At 45.5% G+C, this 25,418-nt stretch carries 24 protein-coding genes; 15 read left to right on the plus strand and 9 right to left on the minus strand.

Annotated elements, in window-relative coordinates; genetic code table 11:
* The first annotated feature begins 19 nt into the window (after window positions 1–19).
* The 5 genes from CHRO_RS05120 (at window position 20) to psbB (ending at window position 7,673) form a co-directional block, all read left to right on the plus strand.
* On the plus strand, window positions 20–2,362 hold the full coding sequence (locus CHRO_RS05120; RefSeq protein WP_015153116.1) for a phycobilisome rod-core linker polypeptide: 2,343 nt from the start codon (window positions 20–22) through the stop codon (window positions 2,360–2,362).
* A complete protein-coding gene (gene apcD / locus CHRO_RS05125) occupies window positions 2,328–2,855 on the plus strand; it encodes an allophycocyanin subunit alpha-B (protein WP_015153117.1) in 528 nt (175 codons plus the stop codon). Before CHRO_RS05120 ends, apcD begins: the two co-directional genes overlap by 35 nt.
* A 117-nt stretch (window positions 2,856–2,972) precedes the next feature.
* Window positions 2,973–4,031: a photosystem II D2 protein (photosystem q(a) protein) gene (gene psbD, locus CHRO_RS05130; RefSeq protein WP_015153118.1), complete on the plus strand. Its 1,059-nt coding sequence runs from the start codon at window positions 2,973–2,975 to the stop codon at window positions 4,029–4,031.
* A gap of 189 nt (window positions 4,032–4,220) precedes the next feature.
* Entirely contained in the window at window positions 4,221–5,621 is a 1,401-nt protein-coding gene (psbC, locus tag CHRO_RS05135) for a photosystem II reaction center protein CP43 (protein WP_015153119.1), read from the plus strand.
* A 489-nt stretch (window positions 5,622–6,110) separates the two neighbouring features.
* Window positions 6,111–7,673: a photosystem II chlorophyll-binding protein CP47 gene (gene psbB / locus CHRO_RS05140; protein ID WP_015153120.1), complete on the plus strand. Its 1,563-nt coding sequence runs from the start codon at window positions 6,111–6,113 to the stop codon at window positions 7,671–7,673.
* On the opposite strand, the gene CHRO_RS31645 is transcribed toward psbB, so the two are convergent.
* A complete protein-coding gene (locus CHRO_RS31645) occupies window positions 7,654–7,827 on the minus strand; it encodes a hypothetical protein (protein ID WP_015153121.1) in 174 nt (57 codons plus the stop codon). The genes psbB and CHRO_RS31645 overlap by 20 nt on opposite strands.
* 2 nt (window positions 7,828–7,829) lie before the next feature.
* On the opposite strand from CHRO_RS31645, the gene psbH reads away from it, so the two are divergent.
* The 3 genes from psbH to CHRO_RS05150 all read left to right on the plus strand — a co-directional run bounded on the left by psbH (window position 7,830) and on the right by CHRO_RS05150 (window position 9,406).
* Entirely contained in the window at window positions 7,830–8,039 is a 210-nt protein-coding gene (gene psbH / locus CHRO_RS05145; RefSeq protein WP_015153122.1) for a photosystem II reaction center phosphoprotein PsbH, read from the plus strand.
* A 60-nt stretch (window positions 8,040–8,099) separates the two neighbouring features.
* Window positions 8,100–8,246 carry a hypothetical protein gene (locus tag CHRO_RS31650; RefSeq protein ID WP_015153123.1) on the plus strand — a complete coding sequence of 49 codons (147 nt, stop codon included), beginning with the start codon at window positions 8,100–8,102 and terminating at the stop codon, window positions 8,244–8,246.
* Window positions 8,247–8,491: 245 nt separating this feature from the next.
* Window positions 8,492–9,406, plus strand: coding sequence for a helix-turn-helix domain-containing protein (locus CHRO_RS05150; protein WP_015153124.1), 915 nt, complete (start codon window positions 8,492–8,494; stop codon window positions 9,404–9,406).
* A gap of 58 nt (window positions 9,407–9,464) precedes the next feature.
* Here the strand turns inward: CHRO_RS05150 and lepB are convergent, their stop codons facing one another.
* Window positions 9,465–10,079, minus strand: a complete 615-nt coding sequence (gene lepB / locus CHRO_RS05155; protein ID WP_015153125.1) for a signal peptidase I — start codon at window positions 10,077–10,079, stop codon at window positions 9,465–9,467.
* 349 nt (window positions 10,080–10,428) lie between these two features.
* On the opposite strand from lepB, the gene CHRO_RS29455 reads away from it, so the two are divergent.
* Window positions 10,429–10,968 (plus strand): hypothetical protein, encoded by a 540-nt coding sequence (locus tag CHRO_RS29455; RefSeq protein WP_015153126.1) that lies wholly within the window; start codon window positions 10,429–10,431, stop codon window positions 10,966–10,968.
* A gap of 89 nt (window positions 10,969–11,057) precedes the next feature.
* Here the strand turns inward: CHRO_RS29455 and CHRO_RS05165 are convergent, their stop codons facing one another.
* A complete protein-coding gene (locus tag CHRO_RS05165) occupies window positions 11,058–12,986 on the minus strand; it encodes a serine/threonine protein kinase (protein WP_015153127.1) in 1,929 nt (642 codons plus the stop codon).
* A gap of 415 nt (window positions 12,987–13,401) precedes the next feature.
* Between CHRO_RS05165 and CHRO_RS05170 the strand changes: the two genes are divergently transcribed.
* Window positions 13,402–13,887, plus strand: a complete 486-nt coding sequence (locus CHRO_RS05170; RefSeq protein WP_015153128.1) for a DUF4383 domain-containing protein — start codon at window positions 13,402–13,404, stop codon at window positions 13,885–13,887.
* 23 nt (window positions 13,888–13,910) lie between these two features.
* Here CHRO_RS05170 and CHRO_RS05175 read toward each other — a convergent pair whose 3' ends face one another.
* The 6 genes from CHRO_RS05175 to CHRO_RS05200 all read right to left on the minus strand — a co-directional run bounded on the left by CHRO_RS05175 (window position 13,911) and on the right by CHRO_RS05200 (window position 19,963).
* Window positions 13,911–15,203 carry a phospholipase D-like domain-containing protein gene (locus tag CHRO_RS05175; protein WP_015153129.1) on the minus strand — a complete coding sequence of 431 codons (1,293 nt, stop codon included), beginning with the start codon at window positions 15,201–15,203 and terminating at the stop codon, window positions 13,911–13,913.
* A gap of 124 nt (window positions 15,204–15,327) precedes the next feature.
* A complete protein-coding gene (locus tag CHRO_RS05180; protein ID WP_015153130.1) occupies window positions 15,328–15,879 on the minus strand; it encodes an orange carotenoid protein N-terminal domain-containing protein in 552 nt (183 codons plus the stop codon).
* Window positions 15,880–15,960: 81 nt separating this feature from the next.
* A complete protein-coding gene (locus CHRO_RS05185) occupies window positions 15,961–16,452 on the minus strand; it encodes an orange carotenoid protein N-terminal domain-containing protein (RefSeq protein WP_015153131.1) in 492 nt (163 codons plus the stop codon).
* 412 nt (window positions 16,453–16,864) lie between these two features.
* A complete protein-coding gene (locus CHRO_RS05190; protein WP_015153132.1) occupies window positions 16,865–18,259 on the minus strand; it encodes a carotenoid oxygenase family protein in 1,395 nt (464 codons plus the stop codon).
* Between the two features lie 72 nt (window positions 18,260–18,331).
* Window positions 18,332–18,853 carry a GIY-YIG nuclease family protein gene (locus tag CHRO_RS05195; protein WP_015153133.1) on the minus strand — a complete coding sequence of 174 codons (522 nt, stop codon included), beginning with the start codon at window positions 18,851–18,853 and terminating at the stop codon, window positions 18,332–18,334.
* Window positions 18,854–19,333: 480 nt separating this feature from the next.
* Window positions 19,334–19,963 (minus strand): hypothetical protein, encoded by a 630-nt coding sequence (locus CHRO_RS05200; protein WP_015153134.1) that lies wholly within the window; start codon window positions 19,961–19,963, stop codon window positions 19,334–19,336.
* A gap of 300 nt (window positions 19,964–20,263) precedes the next feature.
* Here CHRO_RS05200 and CHRO_RS05205 point away from each other — a divergent pair, with 300 nt between their 5' ends.
* The 5 genes from CHRO_RS05205 to CHRO_RS30265 all read left to right on the plus strand — a co-directional run bounded on the left by CHRO_RS05205 (window position 20,264) and on the right by CHRO_RS30265 (window position 25,295).
* On the plus strand, window positions 20,264–20,968 hold the full coding sequence (locus CHRO_RS05205; RefSeq protein ID WP_015153135.1) for a hypothetical protein: 705 nt from the start codon (window positions 20,264–20,266) through the stop codon (window positions 20,966–20,968).
* A 267-nt stretch (window positions 20,969–21,235) separates the two neighbouring features.
* On the plus strand, window positions 21,236–21,970 hold the full coding sequence (locus tag CHRO_RS05210) for a hypothetical protein (RefSeq protein ID WP_041462365.1): 735 nt from the start codon (window positions 21,236–21,238) through the stop codon (window positions 21,968–21,970).
* Window positions 21,971–22,307: 337 nt separating this feature from the next.
* Window positions 22,308–22,502 carry a hypothetical protein gene (locus tag CHRO_RS05215; RefSeq protein ID WP_015153137.1) on the plus strand — a complete coding sequence of 65 codons (195 nt, stop codon included), beginning with the start codon at window positions 22,308–22,310 and terminating at the stop codon, window positions 22,500–22,502.
* Window positions 22,502–25,081: a DUF3854 domain-containing protein gene (locus CHRO_RS29460; protein ID WP_015153138.1), complete on the plus strand. Its 2,580-nt coding sequence runs from the start codon at window positions 22,502–22,504 to the stop codon at window positions 25,079–25,081. Before CHRO_RS05215 ends, CHRO_RS29460 begins: the two co-directional genes overlap by 1 nt.
* Entirely contained in the window at window positions 25,068–25,295 is a 228-nt protein-coding gene (locus CHRO_RS30265) for a MerR family transcriptional regulator (protein WP_015153139.1), read from the plus strand. The genes CHRO_RS29460 and CHRO_RS30265 overlap by 14 nt, the downstream gene beginning before the upstream one ends.
* Window positions 25,296–25,418: the final 123 nt, after the last annotated feature.

A 25,418-nucleotide genomic window follows, 5' to 3' on the forward strand; every position in this document is an offset into this window, starting at 1 on the left:
ACCAATTACCTTTTTAACAATGAGTGTAAAAGCAAGTGGTGGAAGTCCGGTAACTCAACCGCAACGATATCATACTGTCCCAGTTGCAGTGATTTCTCATGCGGTACAACAAGACCGTTGTTTAAAAAATACCGAACTACAAGAACTCGCTGATTTTTTCAGTTCGGGCGTGAAATTGTTAGAAATTGCCAACACGCTGACTCAACATGCTGATGAAATTGTCTTAGCTGGGGCTAACCGAATTTTTGTTGGCGGTTCGCCGATGGCTTATTTAGAAAAGCCCAAAGAAAAGATTGGATTGCCTGGTTCTGGTTACTACGTCGGTGAAGATTTTCTCACGGCTGCTAGAAGAAAAGCTGGTGCTGTGATGGTCAAAGAGGCTTTAAAAATCCAAGAAGTTGCCTACTACAGCAATCCTTTGAGTGGTTGGTTGCAGCGTTTTCGCGACCTATTTAATAATCAAGATCCTTTACCTGGTGGTTTTCGCTTCATCAATGTGTCTCGCTATGGTGCAGTCAGGATGAAGCGATCGATGCGGGATTTGGCGTGGTTTTTACGCTATATCACCTATGCAATTGTGGCGGGTGATGGCAGTATTTTAAGTGCCAACGTCCGAGGCTTGCGCGGCGTAATTCCTGAAGATGTTACAGAAGCTACTATTGTGGCACTGCGGGCAATGCGGCGACAGTCGCTCGACTATTTCTTAGAGGATGCGGAGGCAACCCAATTAGTTAAGGGTTACTTTGACTTACTGATTGCCGAATATCTGACCGATAAACCCTCAAATCAAGTCAGAATTGGTGTTTCCAACGACCAACAAGGATTGCAACTGCCGCAAAGTTACTCGATGTCAGCAGAAGTGCGACCGAAATTCGTCTTCAAGCAGGCAGCAACGCTAACTCAGAAACAAGAGGCGATCGCAGCTATCTATCGTCACGTATTTGAGCGCGATGTAACCGATACGTATGGGTTTACCCAAAAAGCTGAGTTAGAATCTCAGCTCATTGGTGGAAATATCTCCGTGAAGGAGTTCGTGCGCCGTTTGGGTAAATCTCGTCTCTACCGCAGATTATTCTATGAACCTTTTACCATTAGTCGGGCGATCGAACTGGCGGCGCGACACTTCTTGGGACGTGGATTGAGCAGTCGCGAGGAATTTCAGACATACTTTGATGTCATGACTAAAGGGGGTTTGCCTGCCTTGGTCGATGCGTTTGTCGATTCTGCGGAGTACAGCGATTATTTTGGTGAAGAGACAGTCCCGTATTTACGGGGATTGGGTCAAGAAGCGCAAGAATGTCGCAACTGGGGACCGCAACTAGACTTATTTAAATACAGCGCTCCAGTGCGGAAAGTCCCTCAGTTTATTACTCTATTCGGTAGTTACCAGAAACCCCTACCCGAACAGCATCCTTACGGTTGCGGTAATGACCCGCTAGAAATTCAATTTGGGGCAATCTTTCCCCAGGAAACTCGCAATCCTCATCCTCAACCTGCATTTTTTAACAAGGATACGCGCCGCATTCTAATCGGTTCTGGTGCAGGTAGTCCCGACAAGCTCAACGGTAATGCTTTGGGTAAAGTTCCTGGCTCCTTGGGTACTAGGGTACTGAAGCTAGAACCCTTGCATCATGCCAACGGTAAGTCAAACGGTGTGACTCAAGCAGGGCATCAGAGTCCTAGCGTTAATCTTTTACACCACTCATCCCCAGCATTTATTGAAGGAGCCTATCGGCAGGTATTCGGGCGCTCTTTATATGAAGGTCAGCGGCAACCGCTATCCAGTACCGAATCGAAGCTGCTAGGGGGCGAAATTAGCGTGCGGGAGTTCGTGCGGCAGTTAGCCAAGTCGAAAGTATTCCGTAGCTTATATTGGGATTCGCTTTACGTGACGAAGGCAATTGAATACATCCATCGACGGTTGATGGGTCGTCCCACCTACGGACGACAAGAAATGAATCGCTACTATGACATCTGCGCCACGAGAGGCTTCTACGCGCTGATCGATGCCATTATCGACAGTCCCGAATACTTAGAGTGTTTTGGAGAAAATACAGTGCCTTACGAACGCTACGTTACGGCAAGGGGTTACTTAATGCGATCGCCGCGTCATGAAAATCAGTTAAGACGCGAACAAGCAGCAGAAACCGTTCCCGATAAATACAATCCTAGAAAAGCGAATTGGGCAGCACTAACTGAGTTTGTCGAACAACCGATTCTGAATCAAATTACCAGCGATGGGCGATCGAACAGAGCAACCGAGATGAGACATGCGGAAATAGTAGGCGATCGCAGTAATTCACCGGAAGAGAGCTTAGAGGAGAGCTATGAGTATAGTCAAGCAAATGATTCTGAACGCTGATGAAGAGGTACGCTACCTGACTCCTGGTGAAATTCACGCCCTGCAAAATTTCTATAGATCGGGAACAGAGCGTATCCGTCTGGCGAAAGTTCTAGCACAGAACGAAAAAAAGATTGTCGAACGAGCGACGCAAAAATTTTGGAAGATCTGCCCCAGAACTCCCAGTAATAGCGGTAACGCCCGTAAAACTGAGGCAGCCATGCGGGATATCGGGTGGTACATCCGTCTGGTGAGTTATTGCCTGCTAGCCGGAAATGAGAAACCGTTAGAGGAAATTGGCTTAATTGGAATGAAAGAACTTTACAACAGCGTCGGCATCCCCTTAGAAAATGTGCGCCAATATATGCTTTGCGTCAAAGCAGAAGTTAGCGCCATGTTAACACCAGAAGATGCAGCCGAAGTCATTCCTTACTTCGACCTCATTTTGCAAGTCATTTCCTCTCCTGGCGCACCCTATTTTCAAAATAACGGTCGAACAGATTGGCAACGGTAAAGTCAAAAGTTAAAAGTCAAAAGTCAAAAATTAGGAGTTAGGAGTGAAAAGTCAAAATTCACTAATAACAAATGACAAATGACAAATGACAAATGACAAATAACAGGAACTTAACATATGACTATAGCAATTCGATCTACCCCGATTGGGTGGGGATGGTTCGGTGTACTCGATGACTGGCTGAAGCGCGATCGCTTTGTGTTTATCGGCTGGTCTGGTTTGTTGCTCTTTCCCTGCTCTTATATGGCAATTGGCGGATGGTTCACTGGCACTACCTTTGTTACCTCCTGGTATACCCACGGCGTTGTTAGTTCTTATTTAGAAGGTTGCAATTTTCTCACCACTGCTGTCTCCACTCCAGCTGATAGTATGGGTCATTCTCTACTATTTTTATGGGGACCAGAAGCTAATTGGGATTTCACCCGTTGGTGTCAAATCGGTGGCTTGTGGAGTTTTGTCACTCTACACGGCGTTTTCGGTTTAATTGGTTTTTGTCTGCGGCAGATGGAAATTGCCAGAGTTGTAGGTATCCGTCCCTACAATGCCTTAGCATTCACTGCTCCAATTTCTGTGTTTGTGAGCGTCTTTTTAATTTATCCTTTGGGACAATCTAGCTGGTTTTTTGCGCCTTCCTACGGAGTCGCCGGCATTTTCCGTTTCTTACTATTTTTCCAAGCTTTTCACAACTATACCCTCAACCCATTTCACATGATGGGGGTAGCTGGTGTTTTGGGTGGAGCTTTGTTGTGTGCGATTCACGGGGCTACAGTAGAAAACACTCTATTTAGAGATACCAAAGGCTTTAATACCTTCCGAGGTTTTTCTACTACCCAAGCAGAAGAAACCTACTCTTTTGTCACAGCTAATCGCTACTGGTCGCAGATTTTTGGGATTGCCTTCTCTAACAAACGTTGGCTGCACTTTTTCATGTTATTTGTTCCCGTTACGGGTTTGTGGATGAGTTCAATTGGCATGGTAGGTTTAGCGTTTAACGTGCGGGCATACGACTTTGTTTCCCAAGAATTACGTGCCGCAGAAGATCCAGAATTTGAAACTTTCTACACCAAGAATATTCTCCTCAACGAGGGAGCCAGAGCTTGGTTAGCACCCCAAGACCAACCTCACGAAAAATTCCAATTCCCCGAAGAAGTCTTACCGCGCGGAAATGCCCTGTAGGAGTGGTGCGTGAAAATCAATTAACGCGATGTGGTAGTTTCTCTTGTTCCTCCCTTTCCAAGGGGGGATCTTCGAGGAGGTAACTTAATTTTTCGATCCCCCAACCCCCTTAAAAAGGGGGCAATAGATAAGTCGCGTAAATACCAATTACCAATTACCAATTACCAATTACCAATTACCAATTCAAAAATGGAAACACCTTTCGATCGCTCGATTACAACCACAACTAATGTCGATACGCCTAGAGAAGGACGGGATGAAGCGTCTACTGGATATGCTTGGTGGGCTGGAAATGCACGGTTTATCAACTTGTCCGGTCGGTTTTTAGGCGCTCACGTTGCCCATGCTGGATTAGTGGCTTTCTGGGCAGGCGCAATGCTGATGTTTGAAGTTGCCCACTACGTACCGGAAAAACCGATGTACGAGCAGGGTTTAATTTTGATGCCCCACATTGCTACTTTGGGTTTTGGTGTTGGGCAAGGTGGTCAAGTCGTTGATATTTTCCCATTTTTTGCGATCGCCGCCATACATCTCATCGGCTCGGCAGTTCTCGGTTTTGGTGGTGTCTATCACTCGATTAAAGGACCGGAAAGGCTAGCAGGTTTCTACGATTTTGACTGGACTGATAAAGATAAGGTCACGAGCATCTTGGGATATCATCTGATTGCTCTGGGCTTGGGAGCGCTCTTGTTAGTCGCTAGAGCTATGTATTTGGGTGGCTTGTACGATACTTGGGCTCCAGGCGGCGGCGATGTCCGTGTCGTAACCAATCCCACCCTCGACCCCAGAATCATTTTTGGCTATCTCTTCAAAGGTTTTACTGGTGGTGCGGGTAATATTGCCAGCGTCAACAACTTGGAAGATATAGTCGGGGGTCACATTTGGATGGGATCGATCTTGATTGCTGGTGGTATTTGGCACGTTTTAACTAAGCCATTTAAGTGGGCGGAGCGTGTTTTCATCTGGTCTGGTGAAGCTTACCTGTCTCAAAGTCTAGGAAATGTGGCTGGACAAGCTTTAATTGCTGCCTGTTTTATTTGGTTTAATAACACTGCCTATCCCAGCGAGTTTTATGGTCCTACTGCGCCAGAAGCATCGCAAGCGCAAGCATTGAACTTCTTGGTACGCGACCAGCAGTTGGGGGCAAATGTGGTTTCTGCTCAAGGTCCGACGGGGTTGGGTAAATATCTGATGCGATCGCCAACTGGAGAAATTATCTTTGGTGGTGAAACGATGCGATTTTGGGACTTCAAAGGTCCCTGGTTAGAGCCACTGCGCGGTCCCAACGGACTCGACCTGGAGAAAATCAGATATGACATTCAACCTTGGCAAATTCGGCGTGCTTCTGAGTACATGACTCATGCACCTCTGGGTTCTCTCAACTCTGTGGGTGGTGTGGCTACGGAGATTAACTCCTTTAACTATGTATCTCCTCGCGCTTGGCTAGCTTCAGCTCACTTTGTTTTCGCTTTTCTATTTCTAGTCGGTCACTTATGGCACGCCGGACGCGCTAGAGCTGCGGCTGCTGGTTTTGAAAGAGGCATCGATCGCGAAGACGAACCAGTTTTATCTATGCCCCCGCTTGACTAGACAAGTTTGGAGCGCAGCGGGAAGAAGATTGTTCTGGCTTCTTCCCCTTTTCTTCAACATGCTGTCATTGGTCATTGGTCATTGGTCATTTGTACTTTCAATTTACATAGCGATCGATGGCTAATGACAAAACCCGCAATTGTTTCATCACTTGAATAGGGTTCATAGCCTAGATTCCAGCATGTAAAACATTGTCAAAATTTAAAAAACTACTTTTCCTTCATTGTTTTTAGTCAAATGCCATGCAAAAAACAGTTCAGAAGAAAATTCTCGATCCCATAATTGATTGGATTTTACTATTTGTTCTCGTCTTGTTTTTAATTGGAATAAAATACTTTTTTCCCAATTTTATATCGAGAACCTACCTACAACTTTTTGTTTGATGGGACAGTAAGTAGTGAGTAGTAAAGAGTAGCGATTGACCAGCGATCGTAGACCAACTACCAATTACTAATTACCAATTACCAATTACCAAAAGGAGCATAATTAATGGGATTACCTTGGTATCGAGTACATACATCGGTCATAAATGACCCAGGACGACTTATTGCCGTACACCTAATGCATAACGCTCTGTGTGCGGGTTTTGCTGGTTCCATGCTGTTATTTGAACTAGCATTGTACGACTCTAGCGATCCAGTTTTAAACCCAATGTGGCGACAGGGATGTTTTTTAATGCCCTTTGTGGCTCGTTTGGGAGTAACTAATTCTTGGCAAGGTTGGAGTATTACAGGTGAATCGGTTGCCGACCCTGGTTTTTGGACGTTTGAAACTGTGGCGATCGCCCATATTATTTTCTCAGGATTAGAATTTCTTGCCGCTTGTTGGCACTGGGTTTATTGGGACCTGGCGACATTTTTCGACCCCAAAACAAACGAACCAGTGTTAGATCTTCCCAGAATTTTTGGCATTCATTTATTGTTAGCAGGGTTACTCTGTTTTGGTTTTGGTGCTTTCCACTTAACGGGAATTTTTGGACCTGGGATGTGGGTCAGCGACCCGTATGGATTAACTGGTCACGTCCAAGGCGTTGCGCCTGTCTGGGGAGCAGAAGGCTTTAATCCTTACAATCCTGGTGGTGTGGTGGCGCACCACATTGCGGCGGGAATTGTCGGTATTATTGGCGGATTGTTCCATATTGTGACGCGACCGCCAGAGGTACTGTACAAAGCCTTGAGAATGGGAAATATTGAAGGCGCACTTGCTAGCGGGTTGGCAGTATTCTTCTTCGCTGGTTTTGTTGCTTGCGGTTCGATGTGGTACGGCACTGCTACCACTCCGATTGAATTATGGGGTCCTACTCGGTTTCAATGGGATCAAAATTACTTCAAAAAAGAGATCGATCGCCGCGTTCAATCCAATTTAGCTGAAGGTAAAAGCCTCTCGGAAGCTTGGTCGGCAATTCCTGAAAAGCTAGCGTTTTACGATTACGTTGGCAACAGTCCGGCAAAAGGTGGTTTGTTCCGAGTCGGTCGGATGGTGGATGGAGATGGAGTCGCCAAAGCTTGGCTCGGTCATGCCATTTTCAAAGACGGCGAAGGACGGGAATTAAACGTGCGCAGAATGCCGAATTTCTTTGAAACCTTCCCAGTCGTTTTGACAGATAAAGATGATGTCGTCCGCGCCGATATTCCTTTCCGTAGAGCAGAAGCCAAGTATAGCTTCGAGCAAAAAGGCGTTACGGTTAGCTTTGTGGGTGGCACATTAGACGGTCAAGCATATACAGAACCAAGCACGGTGAAGAAATTTGCCCGTCAAGCTCAACTCGGTGAAGTCTTTGATTTCGATCGCGAAACCTATAACTCTGACGGCGTATTCCGCACCAGCAATCGCGGATTCTTTGCCTTTTTCCATTGTTGTTTTGCTTTAGTGTGGTTCTTCGGGCATATTTGGCACGGTTCCCGCGCTATCTTCCGAGATGTCTTTGCTGGTATCGATCCTGGTTTGGACGAACAGGTGGAGTTTGGTGTCTTCCAGAAGGTAGGAGACCTTACTACACGTAAGAAAATACCTGTCGCAGCTATGGCTGGCACTAGAGAACCTGCTGCATAACTGGGGAGTCGGGAGTCGGGAGTCGATAAATTCCCCCTTGTCTCCCTTGTCTCCCTTCGCCCCCTTCGCCCCCTAATCCCCACTCCCTTCGGTCGTGGGGAAGAGCGAGTTCCCCCTTGTCTTCCTTGTCTCCCTTATCTCCCTCACCCCTCATTTATGCAACAACCAAAATATCAACCTAAAAAAACTGCCCCCGTGCAATACTTTTTCAGAAATTTCAATTCGGAAGCTGGTAAGGTTGCCCCTGGTTGGGGTACAACACCGTTAATGGTAGGTTTAATGCTGTTGTTTTTCTTGTTTTTATTAATCATTTTGGAGCTTGCCAATGCCTCACTCATGGTTCGAGGTATTCATGTAGGTTGGTAGAAACTCGGATAGATCGCCTTGCTGCGATCGCATCAAAATTTTTGAGTTTGAGGTAGTTTCATGCATCACATCTATTATTTTGCCTACGGTGAAGGGCAATTTGCTTCAACTGCAACTGGAGTTTTATTCGGTTTATTAGCAGCTTTTTTATTGTGCGTTCTCTTAATTGTGTACGCATCGAGTACGTATCCCGCAGATCGCCGTTAGCATCGGTGCGATCGCCTAGTTCAGACAAAAAACCTGACTTGACAATAAACGCGGGACTAGGTGACTGGCGTTTGGTCGTGGCTTCAGGATGCGAGGAGTCAAAATAACGCAATTTCAAAACAACGCAGGTTCAAAACCCTTAATTTTCCCTGAGTCCGCACCAGCGGACTTTGTTTGCTTATTCGTATCAACCTATACCCGACAAAGTACAATTAAGGCAGACTTTGAAATAGTAGAGTATGCCAATGTCTGATGCGATTAAAGCTTACAACTCCATGTCTGAGTTTTATGCATCAATGGGTGGAACCCTAAAACAAGACGTTGATTTTACGATTCATCAGCTTGAGCTAGTTCATAGCAATGTGCCGATCGAGTCTCCCCTATTTCGCGCTAACTATTACTCGATCTTGCTCATTCGTAAAGGACGGGGTCGCTACATTCTTGACGGTCAATCTTACGAAACAAAGGACAGGACGATTTACTTTACTAATCCCGGTCACGTCAAAGGATTTAAGATTCACGAACTATCGCATGGCTACGTGATTACGTTTTCAGAAACATTTCTGAAGCAATACGTCCATGAAAATATTTTTGATGATTTTCCGTTTTTAATTGCAGAGATTGTGCCACCGCACTATCCCGATCGCGAAGTTTTTCAAATTTTTGACGACTTGGGAACGCAACTTTTACAAGAATACCAATCGGATTCTGCCTACAAATTCAAAATTATTGGCAGTTTGACAGTTGTACTGCTATTCAAAATTAAAGAGCAGTTTTGGAATACCTATAATCCTTTGGCTGAATCGCAAACGGGTTCAGAGATTGTCATGACATTCAAGCGCAACCTGGAAGCTCATTTTCGCGATCTTGCAATGGGTAAACTCGATCGCCCATATCGAGTGCAGGACTTTGCCCAAGCGCAGCATCTTCACCCTGGTTATTTCAGTACGGTGATTAAGAGCAAAACGGGTAAATCTGTCAACGCCTGGATGATTGAAAAAACTCTATCCGAAGCCCAAGCAATGCTGTCAAGATCGACTGAATCCGTGCAGGAAATTGCCTTTCGACTTGGCTTTAACGATGCAGCATACTTTTCTCGCTTCTTTAAAAAACATACTGCGACCACTCCTTCTAGCTTTCGCCAGAGTTTAAAAGCTTGAAGATTCAGCATTCCACGCCAAGAGACTAGCTAACTTTTTGTTTTGCCTGAAAATCGCGCTAGCTTGAGATAAATCCCATGCGATCGAGGGGGAAGAAACGGAATACGGCACGACCGATAATATTCTGTTGAGGTAAAAAGCCCCAAACGTGGGAGTCGTTACTATCGTTGCGGTTGTCTCCCATGACGAAGTAAGATTCTGCTGGAACTTGGACTGAGTTGAGTTGATAGGCAGGCGGTTCGGCAATATAATCTTCCGAGAGCGATCGCCCGTTAAGATAAACTCGACCGTTCTTCACGCTGACGGTATCCCCAGGTTGACCGATAACTCGTTTGATAAAAACTTGGTTTTTGTGATAACCCATACTTTGCAACTGTGCAGGTGGTTCAAACACTACAATGTCGCCTGTTTCAGCTGGGTGAAACCAATACGAGACTTTTTCGACTACCAAGCGATCGCCTGTATGTAAGGTGGGTATCATCGAATCTGAGGGAATATAGCGCGGTTCCGCCACAAAAATGCGAATTATCAGTGCCATAACTAGAGCGATCGCAACTAGGCGAATATTTTCCTCCTGCGATCGCCATAGTCGCAACCATCCAGATGCTTCTGATGTTTTTGTTTCTTGAGTTGTCGTTGCTGGATCTGGCGAATTAGTTTTCTGAGATGTCATAAACCATACAGTGAATTGTGAGTCGTGAGTTGCGGGTAGTTATTAGCTCTTTTTATAAATAACCATAATACCTTTATTTAGTTGGCTAGTTATTACTTATGTAACTTTGTCTGCGAGCAAGGCTCAAGTAATTTTTTATACAAAAAATGTAGGTTCGTTGCAGTTGAAAGATAGACTTCGATCGTAAAAAGTAATTTTTATGACAGAAATATTTGTATCGACTACATCGGTAGCCAAAAATACCAAATCTACATTATGGTACAGGTGGCAATAAACTCAGAAATGCCAAGCTGAGCTATGAATTTCTAGATTTCTAGCACGACAGCTAAAGCAAAGGAGACAGTGAAATATGCTCAAACAGTTTTTGACAGGTGGTTCTGTTCTCGCCCTATTGCTCGTAGGCGGTTTCTCAGCTCAAGCAAAGCCACAATCCTCAGTCCTATTACAAGCTCAAACCCAGGAAGTACCTACGACTCCCGATAGTCAAACAACTCCACCCGCAGGAATTGAGCCTGGTACAAGCCCAGAAGGAACGACTACACCGGATACGACTGTACCCGATGCAACTACACCCGATGCAACTACACCGGATACGACTGTACCCGATGCAACTACACCCGATGCAACTACACCCGATGCAACTAGCCCCGCGCCAGGTACGAGTCCAGAGGGAACGACTACGCCTGACGTAACTCCTGATGCAGGTACGCCCGAAACCACGAGTCCTGATGCTACGACTAGCCCCGATGCTAGCGATACGTCTACCCCTGAATCGCAAACCTCAACTTCCGGCTCTAACACCGATAGAGCTGGAATATTTTGCGAGTCCAATCAAATTCCAGAACCAACTGGAGGAGGTTCGAGAGAATTTCGTGAATGCCAGCAATAGCAGCGTGCGGTAAGGCTTGCGTCTAGATATGCAATTGTAAAGGGCAGGAGACAGAAGAAATCTTTTGCAGATTCTGCCTCTTGCTCTCTTTAGCGCTGCAACCAACGCCAGCAAGGAATAAGGATGTAGTGGCTAATCCCCAGACAGCAACTAGAGATCGCGGCGATCGCGCCAAAAAAGGTAGCATACAACTGAAGCTCAAACCAACTTGGTTGCGGGCTAAGATGAAAAATTAGGGCTGGGAAAAGATTGAGCCGAACGAGAATAGTAAACACGATCGCCGTACTAACAGCAGCAACGGTGGCATGAAAAAAGCGATGACGGCGCAAACCCAAGCCAGAGACGAGAAAGGCGATCGCCACGCAAACAGTTGCAGGCAAGCTCCAAATTCCCATGTAAGGCGTAATTAAAGTCCAACACAACCAGCCCAAAACATAACCACTAGCACCTAGCAAAGCAGAGATGAAATAGCGCCGTCGTTGGTCAAAAACTCCTAGTGCGGTCAATCCCAACGCTGTAAATAACCCCGCAGAGGCAAACACGATCGATTCTGCTTCTGTGGCAATTTGAGAGTCTGTCATCAGTTGGGGTAGGTATTCTACTAGAAAGCTATTGACTGCGATTCCCAGGGGAGAAAAATAACCAAAGATAAAGCCGATACTAGTTCCGACAACAGCCGCGATCGCGCTCCACACAATTGCTCGGATAGTATCTATTCCAGCGTGTCCTACTTGGGTAGTCAATCGCCATAGAGAACGAGTTATATTTGTTAGGCTTCTACCGATCTTGGTAACAAATGGTATGGACGCAAAGCGGCTTGTCGATAGTTTGCGCTGAGTTGCTTGTCGTAGAGTATGCGATCCCTGGGAGGTAGTATTGTGAGTTTGAAAGGTTGATGGCGGCGATTGCTTCCTAATTGTTTCAGCGAACAAATTCGTCGTTCGCGCAGCAATCTGATGCATTTGATTCACAAGTTGGGGCGATCGCTGTTTGCTAATTTGCGCTAAGCGGTGAGTTAAGTAGGTAGCTATGAGTTGCGATCGCTTCCAGCCATTCAAACTCAGTTGATGAATCGCTTGATATACAGATGGTTGCGTTTCGATCGGCGGATTTTGTAATAACCTTTGTTCGATCGCCGTAGCACTAGTTGGACGCAGGCGGGCATCTTCCTGCACTAATTCATCTAGGAGATCGGCAAATGATGAGCTAACTTGGACTAAATGTCTCCAACTCAGCTCTTTGGTTACGGGATCTTCCAACTCAGAGGGAGGCTGACCAGTGAGTAATTCAATTGTCGTTCTACCCAAAGCATAGAAATCGGCGGCTGGTTCCACATCCCGTCCCGAAGATTGTTCTGGAGGGCTGTAGCCAGGGGAATAGAGACGAGTTGAGCTTTCTGCGGCTGACACGGAATGCTGACGCGATCGCCTTTTTTTGGCTCCACCAAAATCGATCAATACTAGTCGATTTGTTTCTTGACGTAGCATTAAATTTGAGGGTTTCAGGTCGCGGTGGATGATCTGCCTACTATGCAATACCTGTAGAATTTCTAAAGCTTGTCCGAACCAATCTCGAACCATTTCTTCTGGACAACCTCGGTCGTACTTGTCGAGGATAGCCTCTAAAGTTTGACCATCGATTTTTTCCATGACCAGACAAAATAGATCCCGTTGGGAATTGCTGGCGGGTAGGTGAAAATAGCCGTCTGGCTCGACTCTAGGAACCCCAGGATGGTTGAGGCTGGTTAAAATTGCCGCTTCCTGCTGAAATAATTGTCTTGCTTTAGCGCCATTTTCTAGCAAAATCTTCAACACTCGTTCGGTCTGAGTTTGCAGATCCCAAATGCTGTAAATTACAGAAAATCCACCCGTTCCTAATTTTTTGAGTGGAATATAACGCTCTCGCAACGCGATCGCCGCGCCGCAAGTCGTACAAAACTTGTTTCCCCCTGCTTGGACGTGTGGATGCTGGGGGTCACTAGGATTGATACAGAGAGTAACGCTAGGCTGATAAGGCACAATCAGCTGTGGATGCAGGCTTTATAGATTTTACATTAGTCAGTTATCAGTTTTACGAGTTTTACAGGCAGCGATCGCATCATTTCCCAATTCTTCCCTAATTTAGATTTGACTGTAGAACGAATTATGGGTTTTGGCGCAGGAATTTAAAACTGTGTGTTTTGTTCATGCCAAAAGAGTTACCTCGATAGTCACCAGAAGATCGTCTTCCTTTTTGCAGACATTATAATTGCGACATTAAAAATATTTTTAACGTTATCTCTGAATTCCGAATTCCGAATTCCGAATTCCGAATTTTCCCATCCCTATCTTTGGATAGAGTGCGATCGCAGTTATATAAGTTGAATTAGAGAATATAGGGGTTGACTTTTTTAACAACAAGAATTTGTACTTAGTGACGGGAGAAATAGCGAATATGGATGCCATGAAAATGGACAAAATGAACATGGCAGAGCGTTATTGCGCTCTAGTTCTTGGAATTACTTTTTTAATTCTCGGTATTGCTGGCTTTATTCCAGCTTTCGTTCACCTACCTGGAACCAACGCCTCATACGTTCCACCAGATGTTGCAACAGGAGCTTATTCTGCCGGATTTGGCTATTTATTTGGGGCATTTCCTACCAATTTCTTACACAATTTAGTCCATTGTGCTGTAGGAATTTTTGGGATTGCTTCCTATACCAGTGCAAGTAGTGCGCGGGTATTTAACCGCTTTTTTGCCGTTTCCTACATCTTAATTGCTCTTTTAGGAGTCATTCCTGCGACCAACACAGTATTTGGGTTGATGCCAATTTTTGGTGGCAACGTTTTGCTGAACGGTTTAACAGCAGTTGCTGCTTTATATTACGGCATTATTTTACCTGCAAAAGTCAATGACGTTGGAGTAGCACGAAATATTTAGTAGAGACACAAAATTTTGTATTTCTACAATTGCGATTCAAAAAAGAGAACAATTTTAGCTAACGCCCTTTGCGATAAAGGGCGTTTTTTCCATTCCCTGAAACTGACTTGTTTGGATTTAGCAAATCCTTGTAAAAATATTTTTTCAACGTGCTTGACTAAGCGAATATCAGAAGTAGAAATATCTAACTCGTCATTATGAAAAAAACTACGCGGGTCGAAATTAGCACTGCCAGTACTGAGCCAACAACTATCTAATAACAATGCCTTAGCGTGCATCATACTGGGTTGATATTCATAAATTTCTATGCCCGCAGCGAGTAGGTCGCGATATTGTTCGCAGGAAGCAAAATAGACAAATCTTTTGTCTGAGCGAATTCCATTCGTGAATATTTTGACATCAACCCCCCGTTTTCTGGCATCAACTAGCGCAATGCGGATATTTTTATCGGCAAGAAAATAGGGGCTAGCAATCCAAACCTGCTGTCTGGCAGCATGAATGCTAACTTGAAATAAAGCTTTAACTGATGCAGAACGATAGGAAGGATCGTCGCCTGCGGTGACGAGAATTGTCGGGTTGCTCGACGCTCCCAGATGGGAAACTGTAGTCGATAAGTCAGCAGTACCATGCACGTAAGTCCAGTGTTGCATGAACATACCTTCTAACACAGCGACAACTTCGCCTTCTAGCCGCGTTTCAAAGTCGTACCAAGGATGAGTCCCGCGAATATTATCTCTGCCATCCCAATAGTCGGAGACACCTGCACCACCAATTAAAGCAAATTCGCCATCAATAATTAATAGCTTGCGGTGACTGCGGGCAAAATAATCAATGGGCGATCGCCAGTTAAAATCATTGAAGAACCTGACTTCGACTCCAGCAGCTTTCAGTCGTCTCCAGTAACGCTGCGGTAAAGTTTTGACCCCATACTTATCGACAATGACTTGTACATTAACACCTGCCTGCGCTTTTTCGGCGATCGCGGCGGCGAAATCGTTCGCCCTGTACCCGGGAGTCATGAAAAATGTCTCGAAATGAATCGTATGTTTGGCGCTACGGACGGCTTCTAGTCGTGCAGCATTGATTTCTTCTGCTTCCAGCCAAAAATCTGTCGAACGCCCGCTGGTAATGACAGAGTTAGATAAGCTAGCTAGGGCGAGGGAAAAGCGTGCATCTTGAGGCGCGGGAACATTTTTGACTTTGTACTCAATGCGATCGCGAAATGTGCCTCGAAAATATAGAATTACGAAGACACCGATAATGGCGGTTAAACAGCCACCACCAATCCACCATAATAGCGGGAAAAGTTGGGTCATTGGTCATTGGTCATTGGTCATTTGTTGTGGATAAACGCAATCCTAATCGAGTATAAAAAAATGCTATCAGACTTAGCCTGGTAGCAATGAAGATTATCTAGCTGTATCTGATTTGAGCGATCGCTTATTCCGCATTCTTGGGCGGTTCTGTGATGTTGGAACTCAACTCTTCCATACCTTTGACTACGAAATTAGCCATTTGCTCTTGTCCCATAGATTTGAGGGAATTGAAGACTTGCATCGCTTCCGCCGAGGGGCTGTAGTCGCTGGGAATGGCAACAATTCCACTACCTAATTTTTGCGCCAAAAGATACCAAACTGCTAACTTAGATTCAGGATTCAATTTCCCATATTCCCCTATAGGAACTTCTGATTTACCTTGGAGCAATTCAGGCAGTGCCTTAGCAGGATTAGGATCGAGCATAGTTTCGTTTTGGTCTGTTTTGTTGGCTGGCAACAAATCGCGTAGAGCATTTATTTGCTCCTCAGAAGACATTTTCTGTACGCTTCCGACGATGCTTTGAACATCACTAGAGCTTGTTGGTAAACTATCTGCTGGGATCGAACCAGAAATTTCTTTGTAGATTAAAGCCATTACTCCTAGCTGATCGTCGATATCTAAGCTCGTAAATTGTTTTGCTAGTGGCTTGAGATCGTTAACATTTGTAGATGCCATGTTTACCTCTTTGCTGTTATTTTTGATTTGTAATTTCGTTCCAGAATCTTTTGAGGCGCGAAATTTCGCGCCCCCTTATCTCTATACTTCTGCACCTTGCTTAGGTTCAGCGCCCATCGGCGATACATAGTCGCGGAATAGAGTAATTTGTTGCTCGAAATCTATCCCTTCGAGCTGGTTTAATATCTCTTTTGATTCACTGGAAAGCTCGTAGTTTGGAGGCATGGGACTGATAACGTTGCTGTCCATTCCTTGAGCTAGACGATACCAAAATAGTAGTTTAGTAGTATCGCTCATCGAACCATACATCCGCGTGTACTCGTTATCAGCCTTATTAATTAAGTCCCGTTGAAATTGTAGTTGTTCTTCGTGAGACTTTTCTTTAATTTGGTTAAATAAACCTTCAGCTACATCCGCAGATGCAGTACTAGCTCCTGGGGCGGCTGGGGTGATAGAATCACCCATTTTCTTGTAAATGAAGTAGAACAAAGCTAATTGATCGTCTACATTTAATTTTTGAATTGAAGCAACAAGTTGACTGAGATTCTGGTCGTTGCTTTGAGTAAATGTCATATTAACTCCTTCTAAACTTCTTCGGCTAAACTTATCTTTGCTGTTAGCAGATTATGACTAACCTTTTGCACAGTAACAAAGATTTTTAACTTGCTTAAACCTACTGAAGATAGAAGTAGAAAACCTGACTACAGGCAGAGGAAAAATCAAATCTATCGAGACTTAGGCAATCGATCTCTTCCCAACTCTTTTTTGAAGGCAGGATGATTTTATACAAGAGAGGACAAAATCTAATACTTCTCGGTTAGATTACATAGCCCTTGGAGATCCCCCCAACCCCCCTTGTTAAGGGGGGCTAGGGGGGATCGAATTTTAACCGAGAAGTGTTGGGACAAAACCCCCTTTTTAAAGGGGCTGGGAGATCGGCAAGATCTTGTCATTCCTAACCGAGATCTATCTTGGATTTGCCCTACTATACGGAAGCATCCAACTGCTGTTGAGATACCCAAGTTCCGTGAAAGCCATAAGGTACGCGCTGAGGAATTAATACCCGCGCCACAGGATCGCTACTCAAATCTCGGGCATTTAGCACCAATAATTCAGAAGTTCCTGCATCAGTATCGTAGACGTAGGTAACTAACCACCCATCATCCTCTATAGTCGCATCAGGACGAGGAACAAACACAGCCTCACCACCGTAACGTCCTTTACCGTACTCGTAGGTTTGAGAATAACCTGCTTGAAGGTCGTATTTGATCGAACCGTCAAACAAAGGTAGAGGTGTAGGAGCCATTTTTCCTACATAACCATAGCGGGTTTTGCGCCCTAACAAATTTTCGTTAACGCGGGGAAACTCTCCTGATACGTCATCTAGCATTTCCTCCCGCGCGGTTCCGGTGCTAAGATTGAACCGCCAACTATGCAAACGGGGAATATCGCCATCAGGATCGCGCTGTTCTGGCTGCGTCACAAAGACATTAGTAGAACTCATGCGACAGGCAATTAGCACTACTTCGTCTCCCTCCTCGTAAGCATTGAGGGTATGGAAGACATAGCAGGAAGGAGATTCAAACCAACGAATACTGTCACTGTCGCCATGACGGGGGAGAATACCAAAACGGCTGGGGCGATCGCGTTCAAACATTAACCCAAGTTCGCCACGCTGCATCCGTGCGGGGTTAAAAGTCATCGGCAGATCCATAAATATCGTGTAATTGGCAGTGATGGCAAAGTCGTGCATCATCACCCCCATCGGCAATTCTATCGGTATCGTGCGCAATAACTCGCCTTGTGGAGAAACAATACTGTATTTGACAAACGGCGGAGCAAACGAGTAACCAAAAAACATCATCTCGCCCGTCACTGGATCGACTTTAGGATGGGCAGTAAAAGCAGAAGCTAACTTACCGTTATAGGTATACTCGCCCTTCGTCTCTAACTGGGAAACCTCGATCGCGTGGGGCGCACCTCCTTCCCAAGTGGCTAGAAGTTGCCCTGCGTGCCATACCAAGGCAGTATTCGCAGCGTTCTTGTAGCCGTTGCTGTCAGGTTGAGGTGGTTCCAATAAGCCACTCCACACGGCTTTACCTGCTTTTTGCTCAATTTCAAAGCCTCGCGTTCTGACGTAGCGGTTGCGATAGCTAGCTTTGCCATGACGAATTTCGACTCCGTGCAACATCCCATCTCCATCAAACCAGTGATACTGTCCGATGGGTGTCCACTGAGGATTGGGACCATTGCGCACGAACATCCCTGATAAATCGGTAGGGAGTTCGCCAATCACCTTAAGCGGATCGGAAGTCATCTCTTCACGCACGGGCGCAAAGTTACCCTCAAGAAAGGGATTAACTGCTGTTGTTGTTTCCATTCTGTCTGTTCTATCTGGCGATCGCACTTTTTTCAATATAGGCGCGATCGCGGCGATCGGCTATGCGAGCAATTACTTCAAGTCTAATAATCCCTGTTCTTTGAGCTTAGGATTAAACCGTAATTGCATTTGCAAACCGCGAGTTTGTAATTGGGATGAAATTTCTGCTTCAACTCGTCTTGCCGCAGTTTTTAAAATTTTTATTTGAGCCAATTCATCACCATCTGCTAAACTTTTTTGTTCTTCAGGTGTCAGCGATAATTTAGCATCAATTGGTTGAGTCCATATAGTTTCATCAGCACCATTTCCAGGGGGAACCGATCCATTTTCCTCAATCCACTCCTGGCGAATATTTTCCAAGACTGACCGACTGGGACGGTCGATGGTTTGTATTTTCAGCCAATAACACTTTTGCGGTTGGCGGACGAAATGCTGTTGCAAACTGAGATAAACATCGCGAGAATACCCGATATATTGCAGTACCTTGTCCGAGTCAAAAATTGCATAGACTCCTACTTTACCTTGGTACTGTGCTGGTAATTGACCGTCTGTATCAATATATGGAATTGCTGCTAAATCTGTGAGAGGGGTCATTGATAATTGGTAATTGGTAATTGGTAATTGGTAATAGCTCCCCTGCCCCTCTACCCCTCTACTGAAGTACCTCCACCTAGAATTACTATCTCATATTTTTACCTAGTGTTACTATGCTTTTTAAGACTGCACTAAAAAGAAGCTAGTGCGTTGGCGGGGTTTCCCCGCTTATAGCATCTGGCGTTGCATACGCCATATCCCACGGCTGGCAGAGCGATCGTCTATTTGCGTCGATCGTCTTTTAACCTCAAGTAACCCAAACTTAAAAAATAGTACTAGCGTCCTAGTAGACTGAACCTATAGAACGCTTTTGTGAGCTGGACTCCTTAAGGCGACACCCGGATTTGAACCGGGGGATAAAGGTTTTGCAGACCGATAGGGGATGAACTAAAAGTATTGATTAGCAAGGCTCTTACAGGCTCTTGTTTAAATCTTGCCTAATTTTTGACCTAAAATCGCTGCTTGATACAGCGACAAACTTCACTTTTGTTCTCTGTCACCAAGTTGATCTTGGAAAGCCTGGTCAAGTTGAATTCTAAATTTAACTAGCAGTGCCCAAAGTCTATCCAGATATTCTTCACAGGCAGAGAGCACCTTCTTATAACCAGCTTTACCTGTACCAGTTGGATATCCTTTAAACATCCATACAAACTGCTCCTGATAATGCCCATGAGAGCTATAAATCCTGTGAGCACAATCCCAGTCGCGCTCTAAAATCTCGTCAATATACTTAAAAAATGGCTCATTGCTTCCAATTGTTATGCTTGCAATAGCACGTACCATCCAAGCAGGCTTCTCTCCTGGCTTTTGCGGCATTCCATTCATATAGAATAACGATAATTGGAGGTAACTCTCTTTTTCGGTTTGGTTTCGGGCATCAATAAAGAATTGACAAACCTTATCAGAAAGTAGTTCCCTCTGCAGTTGCCGATATAAATCTGTCTTGCCCTGGCTTGCTGCCTGTTTCTGTAGGTGAAACGTTACACTACGCGCACTAGAAAGGAATGCACTGAGGTAAAACAAGAAAATTTTAGGATGCTTTACATGCACCTTAAGCTGTGACAGAAAATAATCAGCTTCGTCATATTTTAGCTTTAGGGATGACCACACATTAGATAGACTAATCTCGTTTTATCCTCACAGCGTAACCTGTATGTAATTTTTTCTAATTACTTATCATAAAGTTTTGGAAGGTAACAGGTCGTCAGGGTCGTCAGATTTCGTCAAAACCCTTATATAAGTTGAGTCACAGGTCGTCAGATAGGTCGTCAGATAGGTCGTCAGATGGGTCGTCAGATAGGTCGTCAGATAGGTCGTCAGAAATTTATTCTCCAGGACGGGTTGAGGAGCCGTGGGAATGAGCGCGTATATGCTTGACTTAGCAACTATGCAAAAAAGCTATAACTCGCTATGTCTAAAAAAATCATCCTCAAGGGAACGACCGAAAACCTCAAGCCAGCGATCACCCTGATTCTAGGAATACATCAAATGCTAGAAGGTTTGGATCTTGGCGCTGGTGGCGACCGCGACAGCGAAGCCCATCCCGATCGGCGGTTCCGACCCCAAATTAGACTGCATTTCTTGCAAGACACGGATTTTAACAAGGGATCTAACGCTCCAGGCTATCACGGCGAGCGTAGAGTACCAGGGCGGCTTACCTGGCGCTTGATGAACGAAACCAGCGAGACAATTACTCTGGGCGAGCTGACTCGCATCGGACAGCAGATCAAGCAGATCTTTGGTGCTAACAACGGCTATGTCTGGCAAAAAGGTAAAGAATTGTATACTTACGCCGACTGGGACAGGGGATATCAAATGCAAATTCTCGCTCGCAGTGCCAGCCAAGCGCAAGATTTAGTTACCAAAATCTTGAGCCTGCAAGGGCATACACCAACCTGGAAGTACATGACCAAGGGCGAAAACCTCGATCGGGCATCGCGCTATCCCGAAACGCCTGTAACTAAAACGATCTTGGGTAAAAGCGTGACCATGCCCAAGACGCGCCCCAACGTCGAAGTACGCTTCACTTACGCCGATGCAAGAATACACAAGCTTCTGGAGCCAGTTGTCATTTACGATCAAACGAACAAGAAAGTCGGCGCGTTGGTACGGTGAGAAGGAAAAATATTACAAAAAGGTTTAAGCGTTTTGTAATATTTTTTCGCTAGATTCCTACTCCAAACTACGCTTCATTCCCAAGTACGCTGAGAAACACTTGAGGCAGTCACTAAGACAGCCCAAATGTCTTCTAGAGCTAGTTAAAGTATAGAAACATCAATTTCCGCTATCAATACAAAAAAAAGCCCATCTTGCAAGAAGATGGGACAAAATCTTGTTGGGCTGTCTCCGCTCAACAAAATAACTACAAACTCACCCTATCCTATGAGCAAAGATTCTGTGATAACTACTCTCATTTATCTGATAGCAGAATTGCCACCTCAACCCGCTGTTAAGCTAAATGATGATGAACAAACACTTTTTCTAATTCACCAATTTCGCTGTAAAACTTTGTCTCTATTTTTGCGGTGGATTCGGTTAGGGGAGCCACAATCTGAATTACTCTTGCTTCCAGAGATGCAGGCTTATGAGCCATTTGCCAGATTTATAAACTCTCTTTTGACGCTGGCAATACAAGTGCATCCTAGATCGGATGATGGCTTAATCCGTTCTTTTGGTTCACCAGTATTGTTATGGTATGCCTGTATTAGTCTCATCATCCGAGACAGCTTTGTGCAAGCCTTAACGGGCTATCCACAATTCAGGTTTAAGAAAGAAGCAATTAACAACGCTCGGAATTGCTTAAAGGTTCTTTACGAGCTAGAGCCTTTTCGTAAACTGGAGCCTTCCAAGCGAAGAACAACACCTATATTATCTGCTGATGTAGCAAAACACCCTGGTGGCGAATTGACTTCATGGTTGCTTCTGCAAGCGGGTAAAATTGCTGCCACCGACACTGATTTTCAAAAAGACTATTACTACCCCTGCTTGCGAGCACTTAAAAAAATTATAAGTACAGCAAATGAAAGCGAGAATTTTCAGATGAATTGGATTGACTTAGATCGTCAGCTTGCTTCGACTAAGCAATCCAAAAAGCGAAAGCTGCCTGTAAAAAATTGAGTATTTATACTCTCCAATTATGAAGAATTGGGAATTATGCCGCCGAATTCGCACAGGAGCCTTTTTTGGATTAGCGTAAAAACTAGCCTTAATTGGTCTTAAACGTAAACCAAAAGAAAAAGCCTGGATATTCCGACAATGTTCGCCCCAAACAAAAAACCAAACTAGCCTTTGCAGATCCTTTGCTACACAACGGAATCTAGCCTCAGCGCACATTTGGGTTGGATACCGACAACAAAAAGGCGGAAGCCCCAGGGCTTAAACATAAACCACTGCTAAGGTAGCAAAGTTTGGGGCGATCGCGATCGGAATATCTGGGCAGAAGGAGAAACCGCCCATGAAAAATAACAGAAACTTTACTAAGTTTACACTTCCCTGCCTCACTTCCATAATTGAGGCGTTGGAATACTTTCAAGATTTTGAGTCACAAGTGAGGGCAACTGCAATCGCCCTCTACGCGGCAGAGTTGGGCATCAGCAATTTACACCTCTACGCGATCTCACACTACGCTGGCTTACTAGGAGGGGTGTAATGATAGCAGTCCTACAACAAACTACTCAAAACACTCTCTCTGCACGGCATCGCCAAGAATGTCTAGAAAAACGTGGCTTGAGCCTTGAGTGGATTCTACTCAATTGTCATTCAGTTACGGCTAACGAAGCAACACAGCAACTAGGGTATACAGCACAATCAGACGGCATTTGGCTAAAAGGCTGCAATTACCAAGGTCAATACAAGCCCGATAAACCTTGGAAAGTGGAAGATGACAAGAAAGCGCCTAAGTACCGCTCCCCACTGGGTGAGTATGACGCAATGCTACCGAGCCACCCTAGCAACCCACATTACTGGAATGATATTGCGGCGCTGAAGCAGCAAGCCTATCAAATTGATGCATATCCCTGTTTACTTCTAACTGAAGGATTCTTTAAGGCGCTTGCGGGTTGTGCCAGCGGCATTCCTACCATTGCCCTGCTGGGTGTAGAAATGGGGTTAACCAGCAGTAGCGATGACATCCAAGGCAGACGCTATCTAGTACCAACCTTAGAACGCTATGCTAAAGCTGGGTTTGGCTTTATCATTGCTTTTGATGCCGACTGCGCTACCAACAAGGCTGTAATCTGGGCACAGCGCAAGCTAGCACATAAACTCAAGAAGTTTAAAATCCCAGTCTACAGTGCTACTGGACTATGGACGGTAGCAGAAGGTAAGGGTATGGACGATTACATCCAGAATCACGGTGGCGATCGCTTCCTTAGAGAAGTGATGGGCAAGGTTGTAGATACTGAGATTTGGGAGAAACAACTTGCTTCACTAGACGAGCGCGACAGTCTTAGAACCCAGAAAAAGCCACCAGCGGACATAATCGGGCGGGAGATCGGCGAAGATTACCGCGAACGGCTGCTATGGAGCGACCAGCACAAGGGCTGGATGCAATATGGGTTAGAGCGCGATGGCGTTTGGACGGCAGTGAGTGACGAGTATGTAGGATCGGTCGTCAACAAAATCCTAGAATCTAAAGGCATTGTTGGTTATGGCAGTGCTAGCTATGTCATCAATGTTATTGCCCAGATGCGCTGGCAATTATTTGAGCGGGAATGGCACGAGCGATCGGCTGGCGAAATTCTACCGTTTGCCGATGGAGTCTTGGAACTAGCAACGGGACAGTTTCACAAACACGCTCCAGGGTATCGCCTTACCTGGTGCTTACCGCGTCCTTACAATGCCGTAACCACCGATTGGACAAAGATTAGAAACTGGCTGGAAGAAGCGACGGGCGGCGATCGGCAGCATCAAGAAATCCTGCTGTGCTTCTTAGCAGCAATCTTGCGTGGCAGGGCTGACCTACATAAGTTTTTGCATCTGATTGGCGTTGGTGGCACGGGTAAATCTACGCTCACTCGGCTCGCAGAAGCTTTGATTGGCTCCCAAAACTGCTGGAATGGCAGCCTTCAAGACTTAGAGGATAAACACGAGGTAGCAAGGATAATTGGCAAGCGCCTAGTGATTCTGCCCGATCAAGACAAGGTAACGGGTCGTTTGTCCAACTTTAAACGCTTGACGGGTCAAGACACATTAAGCGGACGGCGGTTGTATAAGGATGGGCTAAATTTCCGCTTTCCAGGCATGGTAATTGTCACGAGTAACGCTCCCATCTTCCATGCGGACGGCGGTAGCTGGTTGACGCGGCGGATAGTCATGCTGCCTTTTGACCGCAAACCAGCGGCGGATAAAGTGAGGGACTTAGAGGCAGAGTTTGAGCCAGATCTACCAGCCTTGACTAACTATCTGCTATCCATTCCTAACGATGAAATTACCCGCGTCCTGCGATGCATTGGCAAGGATGAAGTCAACCCTACCCTGTGGCAATCCAAGATTCGCACCGACTCAATCGCAGCGTGGCTCAATGAATGGCTAATCCACGATCCGACTGTTAAAACCCAAATAGGCAGCGATCGCCATCAGTGGGCAGACAAAGAATACGACCCACACGACTCTACACTGTTTGGATCGTACAACCACTACTGCCGTATTAGCGGACTCCAAGCAAAGGGCAAGAATAATTTCAGCGCCGACCTAATTGAGTTATGCCAGCAAACTCTAGGATGGGGCGACATTCAATCAGGGCGTGACGGACAAGGGCGGCGGGTTATTTGTGGATTAAAGCTGCGGGCTGATGGGAATACTACGCCAACAGTAGAAGAAAAGTTGACGGCTGACGACTCGTCTGACAACCTATCTGACGACCTATCTGACGACCTGAATCCCAGTAACAGCAACGATTCTGACGACCCTGATGACCTATTGGCTTCAAAACTTAGTGAAAAAGAAGCAGTAAAAAATTCAATTCCCGATCGCGATACATCCAAGACTTTTAGCAGCCCGATCGCGCCAAAATTTAGAAGCGGCGATCGCGTCCAATGCATCAGTAAGCAACCTCAGTTTCAGCAGTTGTGCAATCTACCATTGGTCATTAATAGGGTAGATCCTGGATACGGCGTAGCTGATTGTCGCAAACCAGATGGAAGTTTTACCACATGGATACCAATTGCAGACTTGCAGCGAGTTGATAGTGCGTGCGAGACTTTAGGAGGCAGCCATGCCCAAGACTAAAAGCCAGCCAACATCCTGTTGGGTGGATAGCACCACGGCAGCTCAAGCTCTAGGAATATCGCCTAGACATCTAAGAAAGCTGCGTTCGCTGGGACTATTCAAGCTAGGCAAGCACTATCGTATTCCAAGCAGCCCATTAGCAGCCCGACCGACTTACCTATGGCACGTAGAGCGGTGCGGTCAAGCTCTAGAAATCCCAATGGAAAAAAGATGATCGGCGGCAACAGTTGCTAATCGTTACTGGCGCTGAAAGCGCCAGTATATCATATCCAGTTGTGTGTATAGATGGATGCAAGAATTCGCTCCATCTTTCCAGTTGTGTGTATAGATGGATGCA

This window comes from Chroococcidiopsis thermalis PCC 7203 (genome assembly GCF_000317125.1).
GTDB lineage: Bacteria > Cyanobacteriota > Cyanobacteriia > Cyanobacteriales > Chroococcidiopsidaceae > Chroococcidiopsis > Chroococcidiopsis thermalis.

Coding starts and splice junctions, on each gene's coding strand:
- psbC (WP_015153119.1), top strand. CDS start 4,221: ATGGAAACACCTTTCGATCGCTCGATTACAACCACAACTAATGTCGAT.
- CHRO_RS05195 (WP_015153133.1), bottom strand. CDS start 18,853: ATGACCCCTCTCACAGATTTAGCAGCAATTCCATATATTGATACAGAC.
- CHRO_RS31650 (WP_015153123.1), top strand. CDS start 8,100: ATGCATCACATCTATTATTTTGCCTACGGTGAAGGGCAATTTGCTTCA.
- CHRO_RS05205 (WP_015153135.1), top strand. CDS start 20,264: ATGTCTAAAAAAATCATCCTCAAGGGAACGACCGAAAACCTCAAGCCA.
- lepB (WP_015153125.1), bottom strand. CDS start 10,079: ATGACATCTCAGAAAACTAATTCGCCAGATCCAGCAACGACAACTCAA.
- CHRO_RS05175 (WP_015153129.1), bottom strand. CDS start 15,203: ATGACCCAACTTTTCCCGCTATTATGGTGGATTGGTGGTGGCTGTTTA.
- CHRO_RS05185 (WP_015153131.1), bottom strand. CDS start 16,452: ATGACATTTACTCAAAGCAACGACCAGAATCTCAGTCAACTTGTTGCT.
- CHRO_RS05190 (WP_015153132.1), bottom strand. CDS start 18,259: ATGGAAACAACAACAGCAGTTAATCCCTTTCTTGAGGGTAACTTTGCG.
- CHRO_RS05215 (WP_015153137.1), top strand. CDS start 22,308: ATGAAAAATAACAGAAACTTTACTAAGTTTACACTTCCCTGCCTCACT.
- CHRO_RS05170 (WP_015153128.1), top strand. CDS start 13,402: ATGGATGCCATGAAAATGGACAAAATGAACATGGCAGAGCGTTATTGC.
- CHRO_RS31645 (WP_015153121.1), bottom strand. CDS start 7,827: ATGAGGGGTGAGGGAGATAAGGGAGACAAGGAAGACAAGGGGGAACTC.
- CHRO_RS05150 (WP_015153124.1), top strand. CDS start 8,492: ATGTCTGATGCGATTAAAGCTTACAACTCCATGTCTGAGTTTTATGCA.
- CHRO_RS30265 (WP_015153139.1), top strand. CDS start 25,068: ATGCCCAAGACTAAAAGCCAGCCAACATCCTGTTGGGTGGATAGCACC.
- psbH (WP_015153122.1), top strand. CDS start 7,830: ATGCAACAACCAAAATATCAACCTAAAAAAACTGCCCCCGTGCAATAC.
- CHRO_RS29460 (WP_015153138.1), top strand. CDS start 22,502: ATGATAGCAGTCCTACAACAAACTACTCAAAACACTCTCTCTGCACGG.
- psbD (WP_015153118.1), top strand. CDS start 2,973: ATGACTATAGCAATTCGATCTACCCCGATTGGGTGGGGATGGTTCGGT.
- CHRO_RS29455 (WP_015153126.1), top strand. CDS start 10,429: ATGCTCAAACAGTTTTTGACAGGTGGTTCTGTTCTCGCCCTATTGCTC.
- CHRO_RS05120 (WP_015153116.1), top strand. CDS start 20: ATGAGTGTAAAAGCAAGTGGTGGAAGTCCGGTAACTCAACCGCAACGA.
- psbB (WP_015153120.1), top strand. CDS start 6,111: ATGGGATTACCTTGGTATCGAGTACATACATCGGTCATAAATGACCCA.
- CHRO_RS05210 (WP_041462365.1), top strand. CDS start 21,236: ATGAGCAAAGATTCTGTGATAACTACTCTCATTTATCTGATAGCAGAA.
- CHRO_RS05180 (WP_015153130.1), bottom strand. CDS start 15,879: ATGGCATCTACAAATGTTAACGATCTCAAGCCACTAGCAAAACAATTT.
- apcD (WP_015153117.1), top strand. CDS start 2,328: ATGAGTATAGTCAAGCAAATGATTCTGAACGCTGATGAAGAGGTACGC.